The following is a 23,290-nucleotide window of genomic DNA, read 5'->3' as shown; positions in this document are numbered from 1 at the left end:
CACCATCAAAAACGAACGGCGGCGCCGGAGGCGCCGCCCTGGGTCGTGCGTGACCCGCCCCGAAGGGCAGGTCGAGGTGCCCGGCATCAGCCGTCGATGCGCTCGACCACCGCGGCGGCGAAGGTCGCAACCATGCCGGCATAGACTTCGTCGCTGGTCGGCGGGATCACGGTGATGTCGGTGCCCGGCGGCATCATCGGCAGGGCCTGGGCCATCGTGACCGTGAGATCGAACGTGTTGAAGTTCGTGTTGTTGTTCAGGTCGATCACGTTGACCGTGCCCGACATGGTGCTCTCGGCGGAGCCCACGGCCGACTGGAAGAAGTTGGCCAGCGCCACCTCGTTCATGTCGATCTTGATGTCCATGCCTTCGTCGCCGAGACGGCCCACGAGCTGCGCCGCAATGGCGGTCTCGAGGTCGGTATCGAGCGACTTCCAGTAGGCCGCGGCCTCGGCGTTGCTCAGGTCGTTCAGCGAGGTCTCGACGTCGATCGACTTGATCATCGGCGCATCGGCCAGAGCCAGCGCAGGCAGGGTCATGGCCGCGCCCAGAAGGGCGGCCGCAAGGGTCTTCCCGTACATTGATTTTCTCCGAACTTGATCGTTGGACGCGGGCGATGGTCTCGCCCATCCTGTGGGAATGGAACGTGGAAATCCGGCCGCGGTTCCCTGTCGACCGTCAGATGAGGGGCCTGCGGCGCGGACGGTCGGGATCGGCCAGTGCCAGCGTGGCGAGCCGCTCCCGGTCGACGAACAGGGTGCCCCCCTCCCACAGCGCGTGGCCCGTCTCGCGCAGGCGGCGGATCGTCTTGTTGGTGTGAACGAGCGACAGTCCCAGCGCATCCGCCAGATCCTGCTGCCGCCAGGGCATCGGCACCCGGCCCCGCTCGGCGAGGCCGATGGCCGACAGCCGCTCATGGATGCGCAGCAGCGCCCAGGCCAGCCGCTCGGTCGCGTCCCGCTGGCCGAGCGAGGCGATGGTCTCGCCCAGGAAATGCTCCTCGACCGCTGCGATCCAGGTGAGGTCGTAGGCACGCTCCGGCTCTTCCCGGAACAGATCCCACAGATCCGCGCGATTGAAGACACAGAGCACCATGGTGGTCGTGCTTTCCACCGAATGGCGCATCTCTCCCGCCAGACCGGCCTGCAGCCCGATGAAATCGCCCGGGAAGAGGAAGTTGATGACCTGACGCCGGCCGTTCTCGAGCATGGTCGAGCGGATGCCGAGCCCGCTCAGGACGGTGAAGAGATGCGCGCTGCCCTGTCCCTCCTCAAGGAGGGTCACGCCGGGCGCGACGACCAGCTCGCCCACCTTGAACTGCTCCATGAAGGAGAGCTCGCTGTCGGAGAAGGGAAGGAACAGCGGTTTCCGCCGGAGCGGACAGTTCCTGCAATTGGTGATTGTGGCATCAGGAGCGGGCACGAACATGTCACAGTTTAATGCGGGGGCGGAAGATTGGGCGCATAGAAGGCGCAAATCCATTTGCTCGAGGCCGGGACAAGGTGCGCTCCTGCTATTTCGTCGTTCTGAAACATGTGGTCGTGGCGCAGGATCTTGCGCAGACGATCCTCGACCACGATCCGGAGGCAGAGGTTATCGTCGGACGCAGACCCGAGGATCTGGGCCCGACCTGCCACCCGCGCGTGGCCTTCGTGGGGCTTTCCCCGGAGAAGGCGCTGGCACATCCCGCCATCAGGGAACTTCTGCACGAGGGCACCCGTCTGGTCCTTCTCGGCGAAGAGGCCGAGGAGGCGGGAGAGGGCGCCGACTGGTGGATCCTGTCGCGCCCCTTCACGAGCGATGCCGTCCTCGCCCTTCTGGAACGGGCCGCCGAAGAGCGGCGCGACCAGAAGGCGGACTGAACGCCCATGACCGTCAGGCGCTGAGCGTTTCGGTCGAGGAGAAGAACATGGCCTGGCTGACGGCCGAGCGGACCTGATCCTCGGAGTAGGGCTTGGTGATGAGGAAGGCCGGCTCCGGGCGCTTGCCCGTCAGCAGTCGCTCGGGGAAGGCGGTGACGAAGATGACCGGAATATCCTCGAACTGCTTGCGGATGTCGTTCACCGCGTCGATGCCCGAGGAATTGTCCGCAAGCTGGATGTCGGCCAGGATCAGGTCCGGGCGCTCCTTGGCGGCCAGCGCCACGGCTTCCGTCCGGGTGCGGGCGATGCCGGTGACGCCGTGACCCATCTCCCGCACGATCGCCACGATATCCATCGCGATGATCGCCTCGTCCTCGATGACCATGATGCGGCCCGCGACGGAGTTCGCCATCTCGCGCTGCGCGATCTCGATCAGCTCGGCGGCCTCGGCCGCGTCGATCTGCATGATCGCGCCGATCTCCTCGTGGTGGAACCCCTCGATCGCATGAAGCAGCAGCGCCTCGCGGGTGTTCGGCGTCAGGCGCGACATGTGGTCCTGCGCCCGCTGCGAGAGCCGGCTGTCAGGCTCGCCCAGCGGCGCCCCGGCACTGGCCCAGACGAGATGGAACGCATGAAACCGCGCGACCTTCGGGCTTTCGGTCGCCTCGAAGATGTGCGTATCCTCCAGAATGGCCTCGAGGGTCGCGGCGGCGTATCGATCGCCCGTCTCCTGACTGCCGGTCAGCGCACGCGCATAGCGGCGCAGATACGGCAGGTTGGTCCCGATCACACTGGCGAGGTCGGGCGTCGTGTCGGAGGTCATATACAAGGTCCCCTGGCTGCAACATTCTTGGGAACCGAACGCCGGTGCCCGCGTTCGGTTCCGGGGATCTTATCAACTTTTGTGAGGGGCGTGGCAGTTTCCATGGCGCAATCGACAGAACCCAAGGCATCGCCGCAAGAGGCGACGGCCAAGGGAGGAGACAACACCAAGGGCAAGAGCCGGAAGGAGCTGCAGCAGCAGATCGACGAGAACCTGAGACGCGTCTACGAGGAGGCCCTTGTGCAGGAAGTCCCCGATCGCTTCGCCATGTTGCTCGATCAGCTGCGGCAGAAGGGAACCGGAAAATGACGCAGACCCCGAAAGCTCCGGCGAAGCATCGCGATCCCCGCGACGAGCTTCCCGAGCACCTCCCGGCGCTGCGCGCCTTCGCCATCAGCCTCACCCGCAACGTGGCCGTCGCCGACGACCTCGTGCAGGACACGATCGTGAAGGCCTGGACGAACTTCGACAAGTTCACCGAAGGCACCAACCTGCGGGCCTGGCTCTTCACCATCCTGCGGAACACCTTCTACTCGGACAAGCGCAAGCACCGGCGCGAAGTGCCCGATCCCGAGGGGGTCCATGCGGCCTCGCTCTTCGTCAAGCCGGCCCATGACGGGCATCTGGCCTTTTCGGACTTCAGCGCGGCCTTCGACCAGCTTTCGCCGGAGCATCGCGAGGTGCTGATCCTCGTCGGCGCATCGGGCTTCGCCTATGAGGATGCGGCGCAGATGATGGGCGTCGCCGTCGGCACGGTGAAGAGCCGCGCCAACCGCGCCCGCGCACGGCTCGCCGAGCTGCTCGGCCTCGAAAAGGGCGAGGAGATCTTCTCGGGTGTGGACGGACAGACGCTCGCGGTCATGTCCCGGTCGGGGATGACGGCTGCATGACCTTTTTCCCCGGGCTGCGGCGGCGCTACGGGGACAGGATCGGGTCGCGGATGGCCTTCCTGCTCGCCGTCGCCCTGCTGCCTCTGGGCGCGATCTCGGTGCTGCAGTCTCATGCGGTGCTGAGAGAGGCCGAGGCGCGGTCGGAGGCGGCCCTCACCGGCGAGACCATGCGGGCAGCCGAACACGAGGTTCGGCTGATCCAGAAAGCCCAGGGCGCAGCCGCGGCTCTGGCCGAAGTCGTGCGTCCGCTGCTCGCGACGGGGGATGCCTGCGAAACCGCGCTTCGTGACGTGAAGAACGCATCGCAGGGCTACGCCGCCATCGGTTTCATCGACAACGACGGGCAGATGACCTGCTCTTCCATCGGGCGTGTGATCGATTTTTCCGGGTCCGACCTGACCGCGGCGGCCCTGAAGGCGGGCGAGCCGCTGCTCCAGATCAACCCGAAAGGGCAGCTATCGGGAAAGTCGGTCGTCGTCGCCACGAACCCGGTCACCGACTCGAGCGGGCGTCAGCTCGGCGTGCTGGCGATCTCGCTTGCGCACAGTGCGCTTCTGGGCCGCGACAGTGCCGCATCCCAGGGGCAGGTGCCGCCGGTTCTCATGACCTTCAACGGCGCCGGCGAGATCCTGACCTCCTCGGTCGGCTTCGAGACGGGCGCGCGCCTACTGCCGCGCGACCGCGCCCTCGCCGCCCTCACCGGCGAGGCGCGAACCCTCGCCTTCACCGCGGCCACCGAGTCGGGCGCCGAGCGGGTCTTCTCGGTCGTGCCGATCATCGCCGGCCGCCTCTATGCCCTTGGCTCCTGGCCTGCGGGCGGCGAAGCCGGGCTCTGGGTTCGGGCGCTGCCGTCGTTCGCGCTGCCCTCGCTCATGTGGCTCGCCTGCCTCCTCGTCACATGGCTCGCGGCCGAGCGGATGATGACCCAGCCGATCCGACGCCTCCGCAAGGCGATCCTCGAATTCGCGAAGGGCAGCCGGGTCGTCGATCCGCTGGACTTCGCCGATGCGCCGCAGGAGATCCGGGAACTGGCCGAGGCCTTCGCCCGGATGACCGACACGATCCTGCATGACGAGGCCGAACTCGAGGACATGGTGCACCAGAAGGAGGTTCTGCTGCGCGAGGTCCATCACCGCGTGAAGAACAACCTCCAGCTCATCGCCTCGATCATGAACATGCAGATGCGTCAGGCCCGCACGCCCGAGGCCAAGGGGCTGATGAAGGGGCTGCAGGACCGGGTGATGAGCCTCGCCACGATCCACCGCGGGCTCTACCAGACGACCGGCCTCACCGACATCCGCGCCGACGAGCTCCTGTCCGACATCGTGCGGCAGGTGGTCAATCTGGCGACGGGTCCCGGTCGCCGGATCGCCGTCCATACCTCCTTCGGCGACGTGCGCCTCACCCCCGATCAGGCGGTGCCGCTGGCGCTGCTGCTGACCGAAGCCCTGACCAACGTGATGAAATATGCCGGCGCGCCCGCGGGCGAGACGCCGCGGCTCGACGTGTCGCTCCGGCGCGAGGAGTCGTCGATGGCGGTGCTCGACGTCACCAACAGCCTCGGCACCGAGCCGCCCTCGGCCGAGACGACGGCGATGGGCACCGGGCTCGGCGCGCAGCTTCTGGCGGGCTTCGCGCAGCAGATCGGCGGCGAGGTCAGGATCGACAAGACCGAGACGAGCCACAGCCTCAGCGTCCGGTTCGAGATCCGCCCCCTTGCCGATGCCGAGGCGCGCAACGAGAGCGCTGCCGAGGCGGCCCCCGCCGAGGCCCCGTGACCTCACGGGTCCGCGCGTCTTCGTGATCCGGGATGCGGAACTGGCACGGGCGGTCGGGAGTTTCCCCGGCAGCCCGATATGGGAACAGTACAAGGAGTGATTGACATGAATTGGGATCAGATTGCCGGCCGCTGGAAGCAGATCAAGGGCGAGGCCCGCGCCAAGTGGGGCGAGCTCACCGACGACGAGCTGGAGCAGGTGGACGGCGACCGTGAGCGCATGGTGGGCCTCCTCCAGACGAAATACGGCGACAACAAGGCCGACGCCGAGCGCAAGGTCGACGACTGGATGCGCGGCCTCTGAGGTCACCTGAGACGCACGACAGGGCCCGCTTCGGCGGGCCTTTTTCATGTCAAAAGACCTGCTCGCGCGGCGCTGTCTAGCGGCCGCGGAACCGGTAGCCGATGCCGGGCTCGGTGAAGATCCAGCGCGGATCGGCCGCATCGTCGCCGAGCTTGGCGCGCAGCTGGCGGATATAGACCCGCAGATACTGGCTGTCTTCCTCATGCGCCGGCCCCCAGATCGTGCGCAGGATCATCGCCTGCGTGACGAGCCGCCCCGCCTGCGAGGCGAGCAGCCGCAGAAGATCGAACTCGCGCCGCGTGAGCTTCACCTCGGTGCCCGAGACGCTGACCCTGCGGGCCGCGAGGTCGATCTCGAGCTCGGCCACCGAGATCACCGAGGGCGCGGCGGGCCCCGACCGGTCGCGCAGGAGGGCGCGGATCCGCGCCAGGAACTCGCTCGTGGCAAAGGGCTTCGTCACATAATCCTGCGCCCCCGCATCGAGCGCCGCCACCTTTCCCGCCTCGTCGCTGCGCACCGAGAGCACGATCACCGGCACCTGCGACCAGCCCCGGACGGTACGGAGCACCTCGATCCCGTCGCCGTCGGGCAGGCCGAGATCGAGGATCACCAGCGTCGGCGCATCGAGGGCGGCGCGGTCGATCCCCTCGCGCACGCTGGCGGCCTCGGTCACGCGATGGCCCTCGGCCTCGAGCGCCACGCGCAGGAAGCGCCGGATCGGCGGCTCGTCATCGACGATCAGGATGCGTGCGGGCCCGGTCACGGCGCCACCGGCAGGGTCAGCAGGATGCGCGTCCCCTGCCCGTCCGGCCGTGCGGCCTCGGCCCGGATCGTGCCGCCCTGCGCCTCGAGAAGGCCGCGGCAGATGGCGAGGCCCAGCCCGGTGCCCGCCCGCCGCCGGTCCGTGCCCGCGACGCGGTAGAACATGTCGAAGACCTTCTCGCGGTCGGCCGGCGGGATGCCCGGCCCCTCGTCGGCAACCGACAGCACCACCCGCCCCGCGTCAAGCCGCGCCGCCAGAGTGATCGGGCTGCCCGGAGGCGCATATTTCGCGGCATTGTCGAGGATATTGACCAGAACCTGCTCGGTCAGCACCGGATCGACCAGCACGGCGGGCAGATCGGGCGGCAGATCGGTCCCGAGCCGGTGGCCGCGCAGCACGGCGGCCAGGCGCGTGCGCGCCGCACCCACCAGCTCGGCCAGATCCGAGGGCTGGACCGCCGGCTTCAGCGCCCCGTGGCCGAGCCGGGTCATGTCGAGCAGGTTCTGGACGTAGCGGTCGAGCCGCTCGCCCTCCTCGCGGATCGTTTCCGCCAAGGCCTGCTGCGCCTCGGGCGGAAGCGCCCCCGGCTCGGCGAGGCTGCCAGCGGCGCCGATGATGGTCACGAGCGGCGTGCGCAGATCGTGGCTCACCGAGGACAGAAGCGCCGTCCGGAGCCGGTCGGTCTCGGCCGCCAGCCGCGCGCCCTCCAGATCCTCGGCCAGACGCACCCGCTCCATCGCCAGCGCCACCTGATCGATCAGCGCATCGAGCAGGCGGCGGTCCACCGGCGAGAAGCTGCGCCCGCCCTCGTAGGCCACCCCCACCACGCCCAGCCGCCGCTCGCCCGCCCGGATCGGCAGGAAGAGCCAGTCGGCCGCGGGCAGCGTGGCCGAGCCGCGCCCCGCCTCCTCGCCCCGCTGCCAGGCGTAGCGCGCAGCCGACATGTCGCGCAGCTCCAGCCGATCCTCGGGCGGGAAGCCCCCGGCCACCGCAAGCCGCTCGCCCTCGGGCACGAGAAGCACCGTCCGGCAGGCCAGCGTCATGCTCACATGGCTGACGGCGGCCCAGACCACATCGTCGAAGGCCGCCGCGGCCGCGACGCGCCGGCTGAAATCGTAGAGCTTCCCCATCCGGTCGGCGGCCGCGCGCTGCGCATCGACCCGCGCCCGCAGTTCGGCCGCAAGGCCCCCCGTCAGCAGCGAGGCCGCGAGGAACAGGCCCAGCGTCAGGATCTGGTCGCGATAGTGAACGGTGAAGGTCAGCCGCGGCTCGGTGAAGAAGAAATTGTAGGCAAAGAAGCCCGAGACGGCGGTCAGGGCCGAGGCCCAGCGGCCGAAGCGCGTGGCCACCACGATGACGGCCGTCATGAAGAGAAGCGCGAGGCTCGCCACCGGCAGCATCCGGTCCACGACCCAGGCGGCGCCCGAGGCGAGCGCGGTGGCGAGCAGCGCCCAGCCCGTCGCGGGGAAGGACAGGGCGGGCAGGCGCCGGGCCTGCGGCCGCGCGCGCCCGGGCTCCGCCGAGACCAGCGTCACCTCGAACTCGGTCCCGAGCCGCAACAGGCGCTCGGCCACCCGCTCGCGAAAGGGGTGAGCCAGAGCGTGGAGCGTGGACCGGGGGCGGGGCCGCCCCACGATGATGCGGCGGACATTGTTCCGGCGCGCAAAATCGAGGATCTCGCGCGCCACGTCGCCGCCGGCCTGCAGGCTCGCCACCGTGGCGCCCAGCCGCTCGGCCAGCCGGAGGGCCAGCGCCAGATCGTCGCGCGCGCCCTCGGGCAGGGTCTCGATCCGGGGCGAGGTCACCGACAGCGCGATCCACTCGACCCGCGCCCGATCCGCCGACCGCTTGGCCGCCCGGATCGCATTCCGCGCCGCGGGACTGTCCGAGACGCAGACAAGGAGGCGCTCCTGCGCGGGCCAGGGGCCGGGGATCGCATTGGCGGCCATGTGCTCGCGCAGCTGCGCATCCACCCGGTCGGCCGCGGCCCGCATCGCCAGCTCGCGCAGCGCCGTCAGGTTGCCCTTGGCGAAGAAGTTCTGCACCGCCCGCGCCGCCTGCTCGGGCACATAGACCTTGCCCGCGCGCAGCCGCGCGATCAGATCCTCGGGCGAGAGATCGATCAGCTCGATCTCGTCGGCGGTGTCGAGGATCCGGTCCGGCACCGTCTCGCGCACGCGGATGCCGGTGATCCGCGCCACGGCATCGTTCAGCGTCTCGACATGCTGGACGTTGAGCGTGGTCCACACATCGATGCCCGCGGCCAGCACCTCCTCGACATCCTGCCAGCGCTTCTCGTGCCGGCTGCCCTCGAGGTTCGTGTGGGCCAGCTCGTCGATCAGCGCCAGCCGGGGCCGCCGGGCCAGCAGCGCGTCGAGATCCATCTCGGAGAGGATGCGGCCGCGGTAGTAGCCGGGGCGGCGCGGCACCACGGGAAGGTCATGGACCAGCGCCTCGGTCTCGGCGCGGCCGTGGGTCTCGATCACGCCCGCCACCACGTCGGTACCCTCGCGCAGCCGCTGGCGGGCGGCCTCGAGCATGGCGAAGGTCTTGCCCACGCCCGGCGCCGCCCCGAGGAAGATCTTGAGCCGCCCCCGGCCCTCGCGCGCGGCTTCCGCCAGAAGCGCCTCGGGTTCGGGACGGAGATCCTCGTCCGCCATGGATCAGGCCCCGGCCGCATCGAGCGCGAGGTTAACGGCCAGCACATCGACCCGCGCCTGCCCCCAGAGACCCAGCAGCGGCGGCTCGACATGGGCCTCGATCAGGCGGCGCACGGCAGCCTCGTCCAGGCCGCGGGCGCGGGCGATGCGGGCCGCCTGCGCCCGGGCATTGGCCGGCGAGACATGGGGATCGAGCCCGCTGCCCGAGGCGGTGACCGCATCCACCGGGGCGGAGGCACCGTTCCGGGCCTCGTAAGCCGCCTGCCGCTCCTGCACTTCGGCCAGCAGCGCAGCCGAGGTCGGGCCGAGGTTCGAGGCGAAGGTGCCGGCCGCGTTCCAGTCGCTCGCCGAGGGGCGGGGATGCAGATAGCCCGGGCCGTCGAAGCCCTGCCCGATCAGGGCCGAGCCCACGACCTGCCCCTCGCGCAGGATCAGGCTGCCCGCGGCGCGGTCGGGGGCGATGACGGCGGCGATGCCGGTCAGGGCCAGCGGATAGGCCACGCCGGTCAGCAGGCTCAGCGCCAGAAGGCTCGCCAGCGCGGGGCGGAGATGGGTCATCATGGCAGGCTCCTTTCAGGCGAGGCCGAGGGCCACGAGGCCCATGTCGATGATCTTGATCCCCACGAACGGCACGACCAGTCCGCCCAGACCATAGATCGTCAGATTGCGCCGCAACAGGGCCGCAGCCGAGGCGGGCGCATAACCCACCCCGCGCAGCGCGAGCGGGATCAGCGCCACGATCACCAGCGCGTTGAAGATCACGGCCGAGAGGATCGCGCTTTCGGGGCTGGCCAGACGCATGATGTTCAGCGCCTGAAGGCCCGGATAGGCCGCCACGAACATGGCCGGCAGGATGGCGAAATATTTCGCCACATCGTTGGCCACCGAAAAGGTGGTGAGGGCGCCGCGGCTGATGAGCAGCTCCTTGCCCACCATCACCACCTCGATGAGCTTGGTGGGGTCGCTGTCGAGGTCGATCAGGTTCGCGGCCTCCTTGGCGGCGGGCGTGCCCGAATTCATCGCCACGCCCACATCGGCCTGCGCCAGCGCCGGGGCGTCGTTCGAGCCGTCGCCGCACATGGCGACCATCCGGCCCTGCGCCTGTTCGCGCCGGATGTAGTCGAGCTTCATCTCGGGCGTGGCCTCGGCGAGGAAATCGTCGACCCCGGCCTCGGCCGCGATGGCGGCGGCGGTCAGGGGGTTGTCGCCCGTGATCATCACCGTGCGGATCCCCATGCGGCGCAGGTCGGCGAAGCGGGCACGCACACCGGGCTTCACCACATCCTTCAGATGGATCGCGCCGAGGATCCGGTTGCCTTCCGAGACGAGCAGCGGCGTGCCGCCCGACCGGGCGATGGCCTCGACCTCGGCCGCGACCCGCGCATCGGGCACCCGGCCCGTGTGGCGCAGGACGGCATCGACCGCCCCCTTGCGCAGCGCGACCTCGCCCAGATCCACGCCCGAAAGCCGCGTCTGGGCCGAGAAGGCCACGGCCTGCCCCTCGGGCACCGCCGTGGCCCCCTGAGCGCGCGCCAGCTCGACGATGGACTTGCCCTCGGGCGTCTCGTCGGCGAGCGAGGCCAGCATGGCGCGGTCGGCCAGCTCGCGCAGGCTCACGCCCTCGGCCGGCACGAACCGGTCGGCCATGCGGTTGCCGAAGGTGATCGTGCCGGTCTTGTCGAGCAGAAGCGTGTCCACGTCGCCCGCCGCCTCGACCGCACGGCCCGACTTGGCGATGACATTGGCCTTCACCAGCCGGTCCATCCCCGCGATGCCGATGGCCGAAAGCAGGCCGCCGATGGTGGTGGGGATGAGCGTGACGAAGAGCGCCGCGAGGAACACGACCGGGATGGTCGCACCCGAGAAGCGCGCGAAAGGCTCGAGCGTCACGACCACGATCAGGAAGATCAGCGTGAGCCCCGCGAGCAGGATGTTCAGCGCGATCTCGTTCGGGGTCTTCTTGCGCTCGGCCCCTTCGACCAGCGCGATCATCCGGTCGAGGAAGCTGCGCCCCGGATCGGCGGTGACGCGCAGCACGAGACTGTCCGAGACGATGCGCGTGCCGCCCGTCACCGACGACCGGTCGCCGCCGCTCTCGCGGATCACGGGCGCGCTCTCGCCGGTGATGGCGCTCTCGTCCACCGAGGCCACGCCGCGGATCACCTCGGCATCGGCCGGGATCAGGTCGCCCGCCTCGACGAGCAGGATCTGGCCCTTCCGGAGCCCCGCCGAGGGCACGAGCGTCGCGCTCGCGGGCGCGGCCTCGGCCGAGGCGAGAAGCTTGACCGGCGTCTCGGAGCGGCTTGCGCGCAGGCTGTCGGCGCGGGCCCGGCCCCGGCCCTCGGCCAGCGCCTCGGCGAAATTCGCGAACAGCACCGCGATCCAGAGCCAGGCCGAGATATGCAGCGCCGTGAGGCCGCGGGACAGGTCGGTCGCCAGCGCCGGGAGGGCGAGAACGGTGGTCAGGCCCGCCACCACGGCCGTGGTGAAGATCACCGGGTTGCGCGACAGGCTGCGCGGGTCGAGCTTGACGAAGGACTGCCGGAGGGCTGCGGGCGCAAGGGTTGCGAGCCGTGCCTCGGGTCTGGGATGTCGGGACATGATCTGCCTCAGAAGCTCTGTCCGGCGGCGAGGGCGGCCTGTTCGGCCAAAGGTCCCAGCGCCAGGACGGGGAAGAAGGTGAGCGCGCCGAAGACGGCGACGGTCAGCACGAGCAGCGTCACGAAGAGCGGCCCGTGCGTGGGGAAGGTGCCGGCCGTGGCGGGCGCGGGCGTCTTGCGGACGAGCGATCCCGCGATGGCGAGCATCGGCACGATCATCGCGAAGCGGCCGAAGAGCATGAGCAGGCCCAGCGCGGTCGTCTGCCAGGGCGTGGCCGCATTCCAGCCCGCGAAGGCCGAGCCGTTGTTGCCCGTGGCCGAGGAATAGGCATAGAGGATCTCGGACAGCCCGTGCGGGCCCGCCTCCTGCACCGAGGCCGCCATGGCGGGGATGCTGGCCGAGAGCGCCCCTCCCGCAAGGATGCCCACCGGCATCGACAGGAAGGCCAGAACCGCCAGCACCACCTCGCGCGCCTCAACGCGCCGGCCGAGATATTCGGGCGTCCGCCCCACCATCAGCCCCGCGAGGAAGACCGCGAGCACGACATAGAGCAGCATCCCGTAGAGGCCCGAGCCCACACCGCCGAAGATCACCTCGCCCACCTGCATGTTCACGAGCATCACGAGCCCCGAGAGCGGCAGGAAGCTGTCGTGCATGGCATTGACCGATCCGTTCGACGCCGCCGTGGTCGCCGCGGCCCAGAGGCCCGACAGGATCGGGCCGAAGCGCACCTCCTTGCCCTCCATGTTGCCGCCCGAAAGCGCCATCAGCGGATTGCCCGCGCTCTCCTGCCACAGGATGACGGCCAGACCCGCAAGGAACAGGACCGACATGGCGGCGAAGATCGCCCGCCCCTGCCGCCCGTCGCCCGCCATGCGGCCGAAGAGGAAGCAGAAGGCCACCGGGATCACGAGGATCGCGTAGCATTGCACGAGGTCCGACAGGATCGTCGGATTCTCGAACGGGTGGGCCGAGTTGACCCCGAAGAAGCCGCCGCCGTTGGTGCCGAGCTGCTTGATCGCGATCTGGCTCGCGGCCGGGCCGCGGGCGATGATCTGCTCGGCCCCCTCGAGGGTCGTGGCCCGCACGGCGCCCAGCAGCGTCTGCGGCACGCCCTGCAGGATGAGGATGAGCGCGAGCCCCGCCGACAGCGGCAGGAGCACCCAGAGCACCGAGCGCGAGAGGTCGGTCCAGAAGTTGCCGAGGCTCTCTCCCTTCGGCGCGGTGAAGCCGCGGATCACCGCGACGCCCACCGCCATGCCGGTGCCCGCGGATACGAAGTTCTGCACCGTCAGGCCCAGCATCTGCGCGAGGTAGCTGAGCTGCGCCTCGCCGCTGTAGGCCTGCCAGTTGGTGTTGGTGACGAAGCTCAGCGCGGTGTTGAAGGCGAGGTCGGGCGCCATGCCCGCCACCCCGTCGGGGTTCAGCGGCAGGAGGCCCTGCAGCCGCAGCAGCGCATAGAGCGCCAGAAAGCCCGCGGCATTGAAGGCGAGCACGGCCATGGCATAGTCGGTCCAGCCCTGCGGCCGGGCGCTCCGCCCGAGGAGACGCCGGCCGGCGGGCAGGCCGTCGCCCGCATAAAGGCGCGCCATGCCGGCGCCGAGCAGCCAGCCGCCGCCCGCCAGCGCCGCAAGAAAGAGGAGAAGGCCCCAGATCTCTGACATGGGACCCTCAGAACCGGTCGGGGCGGACGAGCGCCGCCACGAGATAGACGAAGAGGCCCGCGGCAACCGCAAGGCCCAGAATGGGTTCGAACATCGGTGGCTCTCCTCAACTGCGCCCGAGAGCCGCCACGAGGGCGGCAAAGGCCGCGAAGCCTCCGAGGCCGAGAACGAGATAGGCAAGATCGGTCATCTTCCGCTCCTGAATGGGATGGCCGAAGGCTCGCCCGAAGCCGCGTAAGGGCGCCATTCGGGATAGGGCGCTTCTCCGTAAAGGCCGCGTAAAGGCCTGCGGCGGCTCCGCGCGGTCGCCCTGCCGCCGGGATTGCGGCTCGCCCGCTGGCCCGACACCGGCAACATGGCACCGTCGCGGCTCTGCGCACGCTCACCAGCAACCGCTCGCCCGGCCCCCGGGACCGCAACTCGCTCTCTGACCCGACACCGGCAACGCGGCACTGTCGCGGCTCTGCGCACGCTCACCAGCAACCGCTCGCCCTGCCCACAGGGCCGCGGCTCGCCCTCTGACCCGACACCGGCAACACGGCACCGTCGCGGCTCTGCGCACGCTCACCGGCAACCGCTCGCCCTGCCCACAGGACCGCGGCTCGCCCTCTGGCCCGACACCGGCAACACGGCACCGTCGCGGCTCTGCGCCCGCTCTCCGGCAACCGCTCGCCCTGCCCCCGGGACCGCGGCTCGCCCTCTGGCCCGACACCGGCAACACGGCACCGTCGGCCCTGCGCCTCGGTCCCGGCTCCGACCATGTCGGAGAGCATCTGCTCGCATGAAGTGGATTTTCAGATCGGACCATGTCATCGGAGAGGCACCGGCACCTCGCGGAAAGCCCCTGCGGCCGGACAGACGGGTCAGGCTCCAGCCCCGATGAGATGCGATGCTCGGCACCCTGCCCCACCCTGACATCTGTACGGCTGTCAACTTTCCCGGCCGCCATCGGGGGCACAGGTCAGGCGCGTCCTGCGGCAGCCGCCAGATCGCCATTCCCGCCATCCACCGGACTCCGCGGCGGCCCGGAACTTCGGGCCGCCGATCCGGTTCATTCCGCATCAGTCCCGAGAGGTTCTCGATGCAGAATGTTGCCCTGTCCCTTCGCATCCTCGTGGTCGAAGACGACCACATACAGGCGCAGGACCTGGCCCGGGACCTTGGCCGCATGGGCCATCGGGTGATCGGACCCTTCGCCGACATCCACGAGGCGATCCACCGGCTCGACGAGGTGGATGCCGCCGTCCTCGACATACGGCTCGGATCCGAGCAGAGCTACGAGCTGGCGGACTGCCTGCTGAACCGGAGCGTGCCCTTCGTCTTCTGCACCGCGGCCGATCGCACGTCGGTGCCCGACCGGTTCCACCGCGTGATGTTCTTCGCCAAGCCCTGCGGAGCGCGCGCGATGCTGCGCCAGCTGGCGCGCCAGATCGAACTGGCCGAACGCACGTCCTCGGCCGATCTCGACCGGCTCGTGCGCGACCTGCGCCTGCACGCGCGCGAGTTGATGCCGGACGGGCCCTCGGCCGACCGGCTGGTCGAGAGCGCGCTGCGCGCCCTCATCGAGACGCCCGGCCGGATGCCCGAGCGCGACGAGGAGCTGCGGCAGCGGCTGGTCGATCTCCTGCAGGAAGGCAGCCGCTCGCGCCGCGGCCGGCACCTGAACTGAGGCGGCGCAACCGCAGTCCTCAGTCTGCAGTTTGGCCTTGCAGCGACCACAGGCTCCTTCACACTGGCAGCATGGATGAGCTGGTATCCCTGACCTATCGAAGCCGCGTGCGGCTGGCCGATCCGGTGGCGGACATCGTGCAGATCATGCGGGCGAGCCGGGTCAGGAACCTGCGCCTCGGCATCACCGGCATCCTGCTCTACAACGGCGTGCATTTCGTGCAGACCATCGAAGGGCCGCGCTCGGCCTGCGACGAGCTCTTCCGCCTGATCTCTGCCGACCCCCGGCATCAGGAGATCCTCGCCTTCGACCTCGAGCCGATCACCGCGCGCCGCTTCCCGGACTGGTCCATGCGAATCGTGTCCCGCAAGGAACTTCGCGCCCTTGCGCCCGACCTCGAGCGGCTGGATCTGAGCGGCCCCGAGGACGTGGCGGAGCTCCACAGGACCATCGCCGCGTCCCTGTCCAAGGGAGACGCCGACGCAAGCGGCTGATGCGGGCGGGAGGGTCGGTCCGGTGCAGAGGGCGAAGGCCGGGGTCTCACCGGCCTGTGGCGGCGGCGGCCTGGGTCTCGAACAGGAGGAGGCAGAGTTCGCGCCGCATCGAGCGGAGCCGTGCGGTCACGTCGATCGGTTGCCCCTCGCCCAGCGCATCGTCGAAGGCGGTGACCACATGCTGCTCTCCGTCCTGAATCTGGTCGATGATATTGCCATCGACGCCGTTCACCAGCGACCGAAGCGAGACGACCGCACGGTTGACGGTGGACATGAGGCTGCCCTTGCTCTCGGGCTCGCGTCCGAAGCGGGCGATCATCTCGGCCAGCTCCTCCGATTGAACGCGGTGCAGATCGCGAAACCGCGCGGCGGTGGGCCGGAACGCGGGCTCGGCCCGCTCCACCATGGTCTCGAACCCGGCCAGAACGTCGAGGGAGCGCAGATGCAGCGTCTCGAGGGCATCCAGCGCCGCGGGTTCCGGCGCACCGTAGGATCTGATCCCGACCATCCACTCTTTCTCCCTCTGGTCGGCCCGCGCACATGCGGGCCGGAACCTGGGGCGGTCAGATCCCGCGGGAGGCTCCGCGCGGCCCGAAGATCAGCCACAGGATGAAGCCGATCACCGGGAGCAGGATCACGATCAGCGCCCAGAGCACCTTCCGCCCGGTCGAGGCGGAGGAGCCGAGAATGGATACCAAGGCCCAGAGATCCAGCGCAAGGATGATCAGGCCGCCGAAGCCGCGAAGCTGAAACATATTCATTTCCATGTGCAGGATCCCTTCTGCGAACTCATCTGTCGGCCAACGCATTGAACCTTCGCCGGTTCCTGTAGGGCATGAAGGACGGCTTCAGCCGGCGAGAAAGGCCTCGACCGGGGCGAGCGAGCGGTCAGGCCCCTCTTCCTGCGGCACATGGCCCATGCGGGGCAGGAGCACGGTGCGCACATCGGGCAGGGCCCGCGCGTAGGACGGGGCGTTCGAGACCGGGATCACCGCATCCTCCTCGCCCCAGAGGAGCAGCGTCGGCGCGTGCACCCGCGCCAGCAGCGTCTCGGGCGGGACGAGGACGGTCTGCCGCATCCGGTCGATCAGCGCCTCGCGGACACCCGGTGCGCGGATCAGATCGTAGTAGCGGCTGACGATCTGGTCGGACATGACATTGGGATCGGCATAGGCCATGCCGAGCGACAGGCGCAGCAGCGGCCGCGGCAGCCAGTAGCGCAGAGCCTCGGCAAGAAGCGGCACCTCGGGCGCCTCGCCATAGGTGAAGCCCGGGCTCTCGTAGCCGTCGGGCGACACGAGGACGAGCTTGCGCACGCGTTCGGGGTGGGCGGCGGCGAAGGTGAAGGCGATGCGCCCGCCGATGGAATTGCCGATCAGGTCGGCCTGATGCAGGCCCGCTCGGTCCATGATGGCGATCAGGATTTCGGCCACCCGCCGGTCGGAATAGTCTCCGGTCGCATCGGGCGGCGAGAGGCCCAGGCCGGGCAGATCGAAGCTGATGACATGCCGGGTGGCGGCCATCCGGTCCTGCCAGGCGCTCCAGGTATGCAGGCTCGATCCGAAGCCGTGAATGAGGATGACGGCGGGCGCGCCCTTCGGGCCGCGGTCGCGCATGTGGATCGTGGTGCCCGCCACCGACACCAGATCGCCCGGCCGGGCGAGATAGCGCCCCTCGAGCTCTGCCCGTGGCAGGTCGGGCGTCCAGAGCGCGATCCCTGCCCCCATCATGACCGCAATCATGAGGTTGAACACGAACAGCAGACGGACAAGACGGACCCTGCGCATGATACACCGCTCGGAACTCGACAGGCGCCTTTCCGTTGCCCGGAGACCACGGAGACTCACCTCACCCACGAATCGGGGAACTAGGGCGCGGCCCTGCCTGGTCAATGCCGCATCCTGCAGCGCGACCATCCGTCGCAGGGCTGCGCCAAGCCGTTGTGCTGCAATGCGGCAAAGATTGCGATGCCCTAAATCACGGCAAATTAATAACTTGATCTTGCTCAAATCAAAAATGCTGCGGCTGCATTACACCGATTTCATGAAAGAAGCGTAAGCGGGCTCCAGAGCTCTCGGAACACGGAACGATCCATGTCTGACATGAAGTGGAATGCGGAAGGTGCGCCGGCCTATGGGCAAGCGCTGGACCGGGCGGCACGCGCCGCCATCGCAGGCATGACGCGGGGTCTGGCGCCCTCGGTGCTGGCGACGGCTGCGCTCGACTGGATGATGCATCTGGCCGCGGCCCCCGGAAAACAGGCGGAGCTGTGGGAGAAGGCGGCAACTGCGTCCGCCGCCTTGATGCAAGCGGGGCTGCAGCCGCACGAGGCTCCGGTCAGGGACCGCCGCTACGCTTCGGAGGCGTGGAGCCGCCAGCCCTTCGCCGCGCTGCGCGACAGCTTCCTTCTGACCGAGGACTGGTGGCAGACGGCCACCACCGGCCTGCGCGGGATGGACCGGGCGCATGAGGCGGCGCTGAGCTTTTCGGTGCGCCAGATGCTCGACGTCTGGTCGCCCTCGAACAACCCGTTCCTCAACCCCGAGGTGCTGGCCCGCACGACAGAGACGCGGGGCGCCAACCTCATGCAGGGCGCGATGAATTTCGCGGGCGACATGGCCCGCCTCGCGACCGGCGTGCCGATGGACGAAGGCGGGTTCCGCATCGGCGAGACGCTGGCCGCGACACCGGGCAAGGTCGTCCTGCGCACGCATCTGATGGAGCTGATCCAGTACAGCCCCACCACCAGGGAGGTGCATCCCGAGCCGGTGCTAATCGTGCCGGCCTGGATCATGAAATATTACATCCTCGACCTGAGCGAGCAGAATTCGCTGGTCCGCTGGCTGGTGGCGCAGGGCTTCACCGTCTTCATGATCTCCTGGCGCAACCCCGAGTCCGAGGACCGCGATCTGGGTCTGATCGACTATCTCGATCAGGGGCCGCGCGCCGCGCTGAAGGCGATCCAGACGATCACCGGCGCGCCGAAGGTCCATGCGGCGGGCTACTGCCTCGGCGGCACGCTTCTGTCGATCATGGCCGCGCGCATGGCCCACGATCACGACGAGCGGCTGGCCTCGATGACGCTGTTCGCGGCGCAGGTCGATTTCTCGGAAGCGGGCGAGCTCGCGCTCTTCATCTCGGAGGCGCAGGTGGCGCTGCTCGAGGACATGATGTGGCATCAGGGCTATCTCGACAGCGATCAGATGAGCGGGGCCTTCACGCTTCTGCGGTCGAACGATCTGATCTGGTCGCGGATGATCCATGAATACATGATGGGCGAGCGGCCGCATCCGAACGACCTGATGACCTGGAACGCGGATTCGACCCGGATGCCCTACCGGATGCATTCGGAATATCTGCGCCATCTGTTCCTCGAGAACCGCTTCGCCGAGGGCAAGTTCGAGCTCGAGGGCCATGCGCTGTCGCTGACCGAGCTGCGGCTGCCGATCCTCGCGGTGGGCACCGAGACGGACCATGTCGCGCCCTGGCGGTCGGTGTTCAAGATCCAGCGGCTGACCGAGACCGAGACGACCTTCGTGCTCACCTCGGGCGGGCACAATGCCGGCATCGTGTCCGAGCCGGGGCATCCGCGGCGGCATTTCCGCATCGCCACCACCGGGCGCGACGATCCCTACCGCGACGCCGACGAATGGTTCGCCGAAACGGCGCCGGTCGAGGGGTCGTGGTGGCCCGCCTGGGGCGCCTGGCTCGCCGAACGCTCCACGCCCAAGGGCAAGCTGCCCCCGATGGGCAACGCCCGGAGCGGCTACCCTGCGCTCTGCGAGGCGCCGGGCACCTACATCCTGCAACGCTGAAGGGCCGGGACGATGCTGAAGGGAAAATATGGGCTGGTGGTGGGTGTCGCCAACGGCCAGTCGATCGCCGCCGGATGCGCCCGCGCCTTCGCGGGCGCCGGGGCCGAGCTTGCGCTGACCTATCTGAACGAGCGCGCCCTGCCCCATGTCCAGCCGGTGGCCGAGGAGGTGGACGCCGCGGCGCTGCTGCCGCTCGACCTGTCGCAGGAAGATGCGCTGGAAGCGGTCTTCGAGAGCGTCAGGCAACGCTGGGGGCGTCTCGACTTCCTGCTCCATTCGGTGGCCTTCTGCCCGAAGGAGGATCTGCACGGCCGCGTCACCGACTGTTCGGCCCGGGGCTTCGCACAGGCCATGGACATCTCCTGCCACTCGTTCCTGCGGATGGCGAAGCTGGCCGAACCGCTGATGAGCGCGGGCGGCAGCCTGATGACGGTCAGCTACTACGGCGCCGAGAAGGTGGTGGACCATTACAACATCATGGGTCCGGTGAAGGCCGCGCTCGAAGCCTGCACCCGCCATGTGGCGGCCGAGCTCGGGCCGCAGGGGATCCGGGCCAACGTGCTCTCGCCCGGCCCGATCGCGACCCGCGCAGCGAGCGGCATCGACCATTTCGACGCGCTGATCGAGGATGCCAAGACCCGCTCGCCCGAGCGGCGTCTCGTGACCATCGACGAGGTGGGTGCCGTGGCCGCCTTCCTCGCCTCCGATGCCGCCTCGGGCGTCACCGGAACCGTGACCCACATCGACGGAGGCCGACATGTTCGGATGTGATCCTTCCATCACCACGGTCGAGAACCGGACGCTGGAGGAACTCCAGATCGGCGAGAGCGCCGAGGTGGACCGCGTGCTGACCCCCGAGGACATCGAGCTGTTCGCCGTCATGTCGGGCGACGTGAACCCGGCCCATCTCGATGCGACCTATGCGGCCGAGACGGGCTTTCACCATGTCATCGCCCACGGCATGTGGGGCGGCGCGCTGATCTCGGCGGTGCTGGGCACCCGCCTGCCCGGCCCCGGCACGATCTACCTCGGCCAGTCGCTGCGCTTCCGCCGCCCGGTCTCGCCCGGCGACAGGATCACCGTGCGGGTGACGGTGCGCGAGAAGGACATGGCCTCGGCCAAGGTCACGCTCGACTGCCTCTGCCTCAATCAGGCGGGAGAACTGGTCATCACCGGCGAGGCGCTGGTGATGGCCCCGCGCGAGAAGGTGCGCCGCCCGGTCTCGCACCTGCCCGAGGTGCGGCTGCACACGCCGGGCGCGCGCTTTGCCAACCTCATCCTCGCCGCGCGGAGCCTGCCTCCGCTGCCCACGGCCATCGTCCATCCCTGCGACGACCTGAGCCTTCTCGGCGCGATCCAGGCGGAAGGCGCAGGCCTCATCACGCCCTGGTGGGTGGGGCCGAAGGCCCGGATCCTCGCCACGGCGGCCGCGGCCAATGTCACGCTGGACGAGAGCCGCATCGTCGACACCCCCCACAGCCATGCCTCGGCCGAAGTGGCGGTGGATCTGGTGCGCGACGGACGCGCGGGCGCGCTGATGAAGGGCAAGCTGCACACCGACGAGCTGCTGTCGGCGGTGCTCCGCCGCGACACGGGTCTGCGGACCGAGCGGCGCCTCAGCCATGTCTTCGCGCTCGACGTGCCGGACGTGGACCGGATCCTCTTCATCACCGATGCCGCGATCAACATCGCGCCCGACCTCGAGACGATGAAGGACATCGTTCAGAATGCCATCGACCTCGTCATGGCGCTGGGGATCGAGTGCCCGCGCACGGCGCTCCTGTCGGCGGTCGAGACGGTGACGGGCAAGATCCCCTCGACGCTCCTCGCGGCCTCGATCTGCAAGATGCACGACCGCGGCCAGATCGTGGGCGGGCTGATCGACGGGCCGCTCGCCTACGACAATGCGATTTCGATGGAAGCGGTGAAGGCCAAGGGCATCGTCTCGGACGTGGCGGGGCGCGCCGACATCCTCGTGGCGCCGAACCTCGAGAGTGGCAACATGATCGCCAAGCAGCTGATCCATCTGGGCGGCGCCGAGGCTGCGGGTCTTGTGCTCGGGGCGAAGGTGCCGATCATGCTGACGAGCCGCGCCGACGGTCCTTCCGCGCGCCTCACCTCGGCGGCCCTTGCCCGGCTCCATGCCGAGGCGCGGCCAACGAAGCCGGTGGCCGAATGAAACCCGTCTGGCTCGTCCTGAACATCGGCTCTTCCACGGTCAAGTTCGGCCTGTTCGACGTGGCGGATGCGCGCCCGCTCGTCCGCGGCCTGATCGAGGGGATCGGCCTTCAGCCGCGGCTGAAGGCCAGCCTGCCCGACGGCACGCTCGAACTGCGCGCGCCCGCCGATGCGCGGGACGCCAAGGAGCTGACGCTGTGGCTTCTGGGCCTGCTCGAAGGCCGCCTCGGGCCGCTCGACCTGCATGCGGCCGGACACCGGGTGGTGCATGGCGGGCCCGACTACAACGCGCCGGTCCTGCTCACGCCCGAGGTGATCGAGCGGCTGGAGAGCTTCTCGCCGCTCGCCCCCAGCCACCAGCCCTTCAACCTCGCCGGGGTCCGGGCGGTCGAGGCGCGCTGGCCGGGTGTGCCGCAGATTGCCTGCTTCGACACGGCCTTCCACCACGACCGGCCGCGCCTTGCCCGGCTCTATGCCCTGCCCCGCGCCATGGCCGAGGAAGGCATCCTGCGCTACGGCTTTCACGGGCTCTCCTACGACTACATCGCGGGCCGCCTGCCCGAGGTGCTGGGCGAGACCGGGCGCGGCAAGGTGATCGTGGCCCATCTCGGCAGCGGCGCGAGCCTCTGCGCCATGGAGAACCTGCGCAGCCTCGACACGACCATGGGCTTCAGCGCGCTCGACGGGCTGATGATGGGCACGCGCTGCGGTCAGCTGGACCCGGGCGTGATCCTGCATTTCCTGCGGCAGGGCCTGACGGGGCCGGAGATCGAGACGATCCTCGGCAGGCAGAGCGGCCTCGCCGGCGTCTCGGGGATCAGCCCCGACATGCGCGACCTTCTGGCCAGCGACCGGCCCGAGGCGGCCGAGGCGGTCGATCTCTTCGTCCGTTTCATCCTGCGCCAGATCGGCGCCCTGAGTGCGGGAATGGGCGGCCTCGACGCGCTGGTCTTCACCGCGGGAATCGGGCAGCACGCGCCCGAGATCCGGGCGCGGGTGATGGAGGGGCTCGGCTGGCTCGGCCTCGAGATGGATGCGGCCGCGAATGGTGCGGGACAGGGTGTGATCTCGGCTCCGGGCAGTCGGGTGACGGCGGCCGTGATCGCGACGGACGAGGAGGCGGTGATCCTCCGCGCCCTTCACTGCGGCGAGGTCGCGCATTACTCGGCCGGGGTGGCGCTTGCCTGACCGGTCTTTCGGCGCCTGACGGCAATTCTTCGCCAGCGGCAGACCCTGCGACGGAACGTTCCTGCCGCTCTGCGCATTCCTCAGCGTAATGTTCCGGGCGGGCACACCGCCCGGACCCGACATGGAGGATCCCGATGAGCATTCCCAAGTTCCTGCTTCCCGCCCTCGTGCTGAGCGTGGCGGTTGCCGCCTGTGGTGACACCCGCACCCAGCGCGCCGCGACCGGCGCCCTCGGCGGGGCCGTCGCGGGCCAGGTGATCGCGGACGACCCCATCACGGGCGCCGTGATCGGCGGTGTGGGCGGTGCCGTCATTCGGTGATCCGGCTGCGGGCGAGGCCGATCCGCCCTCGCCCGCGCCTCTCCCGTCGTCCCAAGGGTGCTGACCTCGCGTGACACCGGCCCGCGCACCGCATCTCATCCTGCGATCCTCGGCGAGGCGCCGTCTCTGAGAGCCCTTTGCGTTTGTTACCGAATATTCGTTCGGCAAACCTCCCGTCTCTCCACCCTTTCGATCCGGCCGCCGGCTTTCGTCAAGGATCCCCATCGGCCAGTGTCCCGCGCGCGCACCGTCCCCGACGCAGCGGAACGGTTGACCGGAGCG

The 23,290-nt window shown here is 69.4% G+C and carries 25 protein-coding genes; 12 read left to right on the top strand and 13 right to left on the bottom strand.

Annotated elements, in window-relative coordinates:
- Nucleotides 1-86: 86 nt before the first annotated feature.
- On the bottom strand, nt 87-581 hold the full coding sequence (locus RSP_RS14765) for a hypothetical protein (protein WP_002721815.1): 495 nt from the start codon (nt 579-581) through the stop codon (nt 87-89).
- 97 nt (nt 582-678) lie between these two features.
- The gene (locus RSP_RS14760; RefSeq protein WP_011338838.1) at nt 679-1,428 is read right to left on the bottom strand and encodes a Crp/Fnr family transcriptional regulator; all 750 of its coding nucleotides are present in this window, start codon (nt 1,426-1,428) and stop codon (nt 679-681) included.
- A 74-nt stretch (nt 1,429-1,502) separates the two neighbouring features.
- On the opposite strand from RSP_RS14760, the gene RSP_RS14755 reads away from it, so the two are divergent.
- Nucleotides 1,503-1,862: a hypothetical protein gene (locus RSP_RS14755; protein WP_009563311.1), complete on the top strand. Its 360-nt coding sequence runs from the start codon at nt 1,503-1,505 to the stop codon at nt 1,860-1,862.
- A 13-nt stretch (nt 1,863-1,875) separates the two neighbouring features.
- Here RSP_RS14755 and phyR read toward each other — a convergent pair whose 3' ends face one another.
- Nucleotides 1,876-2,685, bottom strand: coding sequence for a response regulator PhyR (gene phyR / locus RSP_RS14750; RefSeq protein WP_011338837.1), 810 nt, complete (start codon nt 2,683-2,685; stop codon nt 1,876-1,878).
- 102 nt (nt 2,686-2,787) lie between these two features.
- On the opposite strand from phyR, the gene RSP_RS14745 reads away from it, so the two are divergent.
- From RSP_RS14745 to RSP_RS14730, 4 genes are all read left to right on the top strand, one after another.
- Nucleotides 2,788-2,994 (top strand): NepR family anti-sigma factor, encoded by a 207-nt coding sequence (locus RSP_RS14745; RefSeq protein ID WP_002721806.1) that lies wholly within the window; start codon nt 2,788-2,790, stop codon nt 2,992-2,994.
- A complete protein-coding gene (locus RSP_RS14740; RefSeq protein ID WP_002721805.1) occupies nt 2,991-3,575 on the top strand; it encodes an RNA polymerase sigma factor in 585 nt (194 codons plus the stop codon). The genes RSP_RS14745 and RSP_RS14740 overlap by 4 nt, the downstream gene beginning before the upstream one ends.
- Nucleotides 3,572-5,353 (top strand): sensor histidine kinase, encoded by a 1,782-nt coding sequence (locus RSP_RS14735; RefSeq protein ID WP_011338836.1) that lies wholly within the window; start codon nt 3,572-3,574, stop codon nt 5,351-5,353. Before RSP_RS14740 ends, RSP_RS14735 begins: the two co-directional genes overlap by 4 nt.
- 105 nt (nt 5,354-5,458) lie before the next feature.
- On the top strand, nt 5,459-5,656 hold the full coding sequence (locus RSP_RS14730; protein ID WP_002721800.1) for a CsbD family protein: 198 nt from the start codon (nt 5,459-5,461) through the stop codon (nt 5,654-5,656).
- A 76-nt stretch (nt 5,657-5,732) separates the two neighbouring features.
- On the opposite strand, the gene RSP_RS14725 is transcribed toward RSP_RS14730, so the two are convergent.
- Genes RSP_RS14725 through RSP_RS22275 form a run of 7 tightly spaced genes read right to left on the bottom strand, consistent with a single transcriptional unit; the run spans nt 5,733 to nt 13,591 of the window.
- Complete coding sequence (locus tag RSP_RS14725) at nt 5,733-6,419, bottom strand: response regulator (RefSeq protein ID WP_011338834.1); 687 nt, start codon at nt 6,417-6,419, stop codon at nt 5,733-5,735.
- Nucleotides 6,416-9,079, bottom strand: coding sequence for a sensor histidine kinase (locus RSP_RS14720; protein ID WP_011338833.1), 2,664 nt, complete (start codon nt 9,077-9,079; stop codon nt 6,416-6,418). Before RSP_RS14720 ends, RSP_RS14725 begins: the two co-directional genes overlap by 4 nt.
- A gap of 3 nt (nt 9,080-9,082) precedes the next feature.
- Nucleotides 9,083-9,640, bottom strand: a complete 558-nt coding sequence (gene kdpC, locus RSP_RS14715) for a potassium-transporting ATPase subunit KdpC (RefSeq protein WP_011338832.1) — start codon at nt 9,638-9,640, stop codon at nt 9,083-9,085.
- 12 nt (nt 9,641-9,652) lie between these two features.
- Complete coding sequence (gene kdpB / locus RSP_RS14710; RefSeq protein ID WP_011338831.1) at nt 9,653-11,680, bottom strand: potassium-transporting ATPase subunit KdpB; 2,028 nt, start codon at nt 11,678-11,680, stop codon at nt 9,653-9,655.
- Between the two features lie 8 nt (nt 11,681-11,688).
- Nucleotides 11,689-13,344: a potassium-transporting ATPase subunit KdpA gene (gene kdpA, locus RSP_RS14705; RefSeq protein WP_011338830.1), complete on the bottom strand. Its 1,656-nt coding sequence runs from the start codon at nt 13,342-13,344 to the stop codon at nt 11,689-11,691.
- A 7-nt stretch (nt 13,345-13,351) separates the two neighbouring features.
- Nucleotides 13,352-13,438: a K(+)-transporting ATPase subunit F gene (kdpF, locus tag RSP_RS14700; RefSeq protein WP_002721789.1), complete on the bottom strand. Its 87-nt coding sequence runs from the start codon at nt 13,436-13,438 to the stop codon at nt 13,352-13,354.
- A gap of 12 nt (nt 13,439-13,450) precedes the next feature.
- The gene (locus RSP_RS22275) at nt 13,451-13,591 is read right to left on the bottom strand and encodes a hypothetical protein (RefSeq protein ID WP_165446439.1); all 141 of its coding nucleotides are present in this window, start codon (nt 13,589-13,591) and stop codon (nt 13,451-13,453) included.
- An 834-nt stretch (nt 13,592-14,425) separates the two neighbouring features.
- Here RSP_RS22275 and RSP_RS14695 point away from each other — a divergent pair.
- Together RSP_RS14695 and RSP_RS14690 are read left to right on the top strand one after the other, a co-directional pair.
- Complete coding sequence (locus RSP_RS14695; protein WP_011338828.1) at nt 14,426-15,013, top strand: response regulator; 588 nt, start codon at nt 14,426-14,428, stop codon at nt 15,011-15,013.
- Between the two features lie 71 nt (nt 15,014-15,084).
- A complete protein-coding gene (locus RSP_RS14690) occupies nt 15,085-15,507 on the top strand; it encodes a BLUF domain-containing protein (RefSeq protein ID WP_011338827.1) in 423 nt (140 codons plus the stop codon).
- Nucleotides 15,508-15,553: 46 nt separating this feature from the next.
- Here the strand turns inward: RSP_RS14690 and RSP_RS14685 are convergent, their stop codons facing one another.
- The 3 genes from RSP_RS14685 to RSP_RS14675 all read right to left on the bottom strand — a co-directional run bounded on the left by RSP_RS14685 (nt 15,554) and on the right by RSP_RS14675 (nt 17,294).
- Nucleotides 15,554-16,015 (bottom strand): ferritin-like domain-containing protein, encoded by a 462-nt coding sequence (locus RSP_RS14685; RefSeq protein WP_002721785.1) that lies wholly within the window; start codon nt 16,013-16,015, stop codon nt 15,554-15,556.
- Nucleotides 16,016-16,070: 55 nt separating this feature from the next.
- Complete coding sequence (locus RSP_RS14680) at nt 16,071-16,274, bottom strand: PLD nuclease N-terminal domain-containing protein (protein ID WP_002721784.1); 204 nt, start codon at nt 16,272-16,274, stop codon at nt 16,071-16,073.
- Between the two features lie 81 nt (nt 16,275-16,355).
- Nucleotides 16,356-17,294, bottom strand: a complete 939-nt coding sequence (locus RSP_RS14675) for an alpha/beta fold hydrolase (protein WP_011338826.1) — start codon at nt 17,292-17,294, stop codon at nt 16,356-16,358.
- Nucleotides 17,295-17,600: 306 nt separating this feature from the next.
- Between RSP_RS14675 and RSP_RS14670 the strand changes: the two genes are divergently transcribed.
- The 5 genes from RSP_RS14670 (at nt 17,601) to RSP_RS14650 (ending at nt 23,008) form a co-directional block, all read left to right on the top strand.
- The gene (locus tag RSP_RS14670; protein WP_011338825.1) at nt 17,601-19,322 is read left to right on the top strand and encodes a PHA/PHB synthase family protein; all 1,722 of its coding nucleotides are present in this window, start codon (nt 17,601-17,603) and stop codon (nt 19,320-19,322) included.
- A gap of 12 nt (nt 19,323-19,334) precedes the next feature.
- On the top strand, nt 19,335-20,093 hold the full coding sequence (fabI, locus tag RSP_RS14665; RefSeq protein WP_011338824.1) for an enoyl-ACP reductase FabI: 759 nt from the start codon (nt 19,335-19,337) through the stop codon (nt 20,091-20,093).
- Nucleotides 20,080-21,501 (top strand): bifunctional enoyl-CoA hydratase/phosphate acetyltransferase, encoded by a 1,422-nt coding sequence (locus RSP_RS14660; RefSeq protein ID WP_011338823.1) that lies wholly within the window; start codon nt 20,080-20,082, stop codon nt 21,499-21,501. Before fabI ends, RSP_RS14660 begins: the two co-directional genes overlap by 14 nt.
- On the top strand, nt 21,498-22,688 hold the full coding sequence (locus RSP_RS14655) for an acetate/propionate family kinase (RefSeq protein ID WP_011338822.1): 1,191 nt from the start codon (nt 21,498-21,500) through the stop codon (nt 22,686-22,688). Before RSP_RS14660 ends, RSP_RS14655 begins: the two co-directional genes overlap by 4 nt.
- 134 nt (nt 22,689-22,822) lie before the next feature.
- On the top strand, nt 22,823-23,008 hold the full coding sequence (locus RSP_RS14650; RefSeq protein ID WP_002721775.1) for a hypothetical protein: 186 nt from the start codon (nt 22,823-22,825) through the stop codon (nt 23,006-23,008).
- The last annotated feature ends 282 nt before the right edge of the window (nt 23,009-23,290 follow it).

This window comes from Cereibacter sphaeroides 2.4.1, from assembly GCF_000012905.2.
Taxonomy (GTDB): Bacteria; Pseudomonadota; Alphaproteobacteria; order Rhodobacterales; family Rhodobacteraceae; genus Cereibacter_A; species Cereibacter_A sphaeroides.
Note: the sequence above shows the minus strand (reverse complement) of the source record. Positions and strands in the feature narration are given on the sequence as shown.

Excerpts from the sequence above, each read along its gene's own strand:
- RSP_RS14765 (WP_002721815.1), bottom strand. The coding sequence starts at position 581 with ATGTACGGGAAGACCCTTGCGGCCGCCCTTCTGGGCGCGGCCATGACC.
- RSP_RS14760 (WP_011338838.1), bottom strand. The coding sequence starts at position 1,428 with ATGTTCGTGCCCGCTCCTGATGCCACAATCACCAATTGCAGGAACTGT.
- phyR (WP_011338837.1), bottom strand. The coding sequence starts at position 2,685 with ATGACCTCCGACACGACGCCCGACCTCGCCAGTGTGATCGGGACCAAC.
- RSP_RS14745 (WP_002721806.1), top strand. The coding sequence starts at position 2,788 with ATGGCGCAATCGACAGAACCCAAGGCATCGCCGCAAGAGGCGACGGCC.
- RSP_RS14740 (WP_002721805.1), top strand. The coding sequence starts at position 2,991 with ATGACGCAGACCCCGAAAGCTCCGGCGAAGCATCGCGATCCCCGCGAC.
- RSP_RS14735 (WP_011338836.1), top strand. The coding sequence starts at position 3,572 with ATGACCTTTTTCCCCGGGCTGCGGCGGCGCTACGGGGACAGGATCGGG.
- RSP_RS14730 (WP_002721800.1), top strand. The coding sequence starts at position 5,459 with ATGAATTGGGATCAGATTGCCGGCCGCTGGAAGCAGATCAAGGGCGAG.
- RSP_RS14720 (WP_011338833.1), bottom strand. The coding sequence starts at position 9,079 with ATGGCGGACGAGGATCTCCGTCCCGAACCCGAGGCGCTTCTGGCGGAA.
- kdpC (WP_011338832.1), bottom strand. The coding sequence starts at position 9,640 with ATGATGACCCATCTCCGCCCCGCGCTGGCGAGCCTTCTGGCGCTGAGC.
- kdpB (WP_011338831.1), bottom strand. The coding sequence starts at position 11,680 with ATGTCCCGACATCCCAGACCCGAGGCACGGCTCGCAACCCTTGCGCCC.
- kdpA (WP_011338830.1), bottom strand. The coding sequence starts at position 13,344 with ATGTCAGAGATCTGGGGCCTTCTCCTCTTTCTTGCGGCGCTGGCGGGC.
- kdpF (WP_002721789.1), bottom strand. The coding sequence starts at position 13,438 with ATGTTCGAACCCATTCTGGGCCTTGCGGTTGCCGCGGGCCTCTTCGTC.
- RSP_RS22275 (WP_165446439.1), bottom strand. The coding sequence starts at position 13,591 with ATGGCGCCCTTACGCGGCTTCGGGCGAGCCTTCGGCCATCCCATTCAG.
- RSP_RS14695 (WP_011338828.1), top strand. The coding sequence starts at position 14,426 with ATGCAGAATGTTGCCCTGTCCCTTCGCATCCTCGTGGTCGAAGACGAC.
- RSP_RS14690 (WP_011338827.1), top strand. The coding sequence starts at position 15,085 with ATGGATGAGCTGGTATCCCTGACCTATCGAAGCCGCGTGCGGCTGGCC.
- RSP_RS14685 (WP_002721785.1), bottom strand. The coding sequence starts at position 16,015 with ATGGTCGGGATCAGATCCTACGGTGCGCCGGAACCCGCGGCGCTGGAT.
- RSP_RS14680 (WP_002721784.1), bottom strand. The coding sequence starts at position 16,274 with ATGGAAATGAATATGTTTCAGCTTCGCGGCTTCGGCGGCCTGATCATC.
- RSP_RS14675 (WP_011338826.1), bottom strand. The coding sequence starts at position 17,294 with ATGCGCAGGGTCCGTCTTGTCCGTCTGCTGTTCGTGTTCAACCTCATG.
- RSP_RS14670 (WP_011338825.1), top strand. The coding sequence starts at position 17,601 with ATGTCTGACATGAAGTGGAATGCGGAAGGTGCGCCGGCCTATGGGCAA.
- fabI (WP_011338824.1), top strand. The coding sequence starts at position 19,335 with ATGCTGAAGGGAAAATATGGGCTGGTGGTGGGTGTCGCCAACGGCCAG.
- RSP_RS14660 (WP_011338823.1), top strand. The coding sequence starts at position 20,080 with ATGTTCGGATGTGATCCTTCCATCACCACGGTCGAGAACCGGACGCTG.
- RSP_RS14655 (WP_011338822.1), top strand. The coding sequence starts at position 21,498 with ATGAAACCCGTCTGGCTCGTCCTGAACATCGGCTCTTCCACGGTCAAG.
- RSP_RS14650 (WP_002721775.1), top strand. The coding sequence starts at position 22,823 with ATGAGCATTCCCAAGTTCCTGCTTCCCGCCCTCGTGCTGAGCGTGGCG.